Origin of the sequence: Anabaena sp. AL09 (genome assembly GCF_001672255.1) — a bacterium.
Classification (GTDB): Bacteria; Cyanobacteriota; Cyanobacteriia; order Cyanobacteriales; family Nostocaceae; genus Dolichospermum; species Dolichospermum lemmermannii.
On the sequence record NZ_LJOQ01000074.1, the window covers coordinates 58,075 to 59,644 of the forward strand.

Annotated in this window: 1 protein-coding gene; it reads left to right on the forward strand. The window is 43.9% G+C overall.

The features are described from left to right. Positions 1-111 precede the first annotated feature (111 nt). On the forward strand, positions 112-1,503 hold the full coding sequence (locus tag AN490_RS14125; protein ID WP_213717130.1) for a UDP-glucose/GDP-mannose dehydrogenase family protein: 1,392 nt from the start codon (positions 112-114) through the stop codon (positions 1,501-1,503). The last annotated feature ends 67 nt before the right edge of the window (positions 1,504-1,570 follow it).

Here is a 1,570-nt window from a genome sequence, read left to right on the forward strand (position 1 = left end):
CTGACAACTGTACGGGCGAAGCATTTGGAGAACTATTTTTGGCAATGACCGATAATTTATCTTCCAAATGCTTCGCCCCTACTGACAACTATAAAAAACGGGGTTTTAAAAATGCGTGTTTGCGTAATTGGTACTGGTTATGTTGGTTTAGTAACAGGTGCTTGTTTGGCTCATATTGGCCATGATGTAATTTGCATAGATAATAACGAAGAAAAAGTAAAATTAATGAAGTCTGGGCAGTCGCCGATTTTCGAGCCAGGACTCTCGGAAATTATGCAGTCTGCCATTAGTAGTGGCAATATTCAATTTTCTAGTGATCTCGCGGCTGGTGTTAATCATGGAGAAATCCTGTTTATTGCCGTGGGAACTCCTCCTTTACCCAATGGTGAAAGTGATACCCGATATGTAGAAGCCGTGGCTCGTGGCATTGGCGAAAATCTTCAAGGTGGCTATAAGGTAATTGTCAACAAATCTACTGTCCCCATTGGTTCTGGTGACTGGGTAAGAATGATTGTTTTAGACGGGATTGCTGAACGTCAAAAAACATTGCTGGTATCTGGTGATACAGCTAGTGATGATAAATTATCGAAGATTGCTAATGATTTTGATGTCGTCAGTAATCCAGAGTTTCTCCGGGAAGGTTCAGCAGTTCATGATACATTTAACCCTGATCGGATTGTCTTAGGTGGCAATAGTCAACAAGCCACTGGCATGATGAAAGAACTATATGCGCCAATTGTCGAACGCAAATTTGCGGCTGATAAATCTTTGCCTCCTGTTCCAGTTTTGGTAACAGATTTAAGTTCGGCAGAAATGATTAAATATGCCGCTAATGCCTTTTTAGCCACCAAGATTAGTTTTATTAATGAAGTTGCTAATATATGCGATCGCGTTGGTGCGGATGTTACCCAAGTAGCAAAAGGCATCGGTTTAGATTCCCGTATTGGTAGCAAGTTCTTACAAGCTGGTATTGGTTGGGGTGGTTCATGTTTTCCCAAAGATGTTTCTGCCCTCATTCACACCGCTGATGATTATGGCTATGAAGCCCAACTCATGAAAGCCGCTGTCAGTGTTAACGAACGTCAACGCCTAATCGCCCTAGAAAAACTCCAACAGGCTTTAAAAATCCTCAAAGGTAAAACTGTGGGACTACTCGGTTTAACCTTCAAACCAGATACAGACGATTTACGGGACGCACCGGCACTAATCTTGATTGAACAACTCAACCGATTGGGAGCTAAAGTCAAGGCTTATGACCCCATTATTTCCCAAACAGGAATGCGTCATGGTCTTTCTGGTGTGTTAGTAGAAACCGACGCGGAAAGACTAGCAGATGGCTGTGATGCTTTGGTACTTGTCACCGAATGGCAACAGTTCAGCACTTTGGACTATGGGAAAATGGCAAAATTAATGAACCACGCCGTTATGATTGATGGTCGTAATTTCCTTGACCCCCAAGCAATGGTAAAAGCTGGATTCCAATACGTGGGCGTGGGGAGGTAGGGGAGGTTGGGGAGGTAGGGGAGGTTGGGGAGGTTGGGGAGGTTGGGGAGGTTGGGGAGGTTGGGGA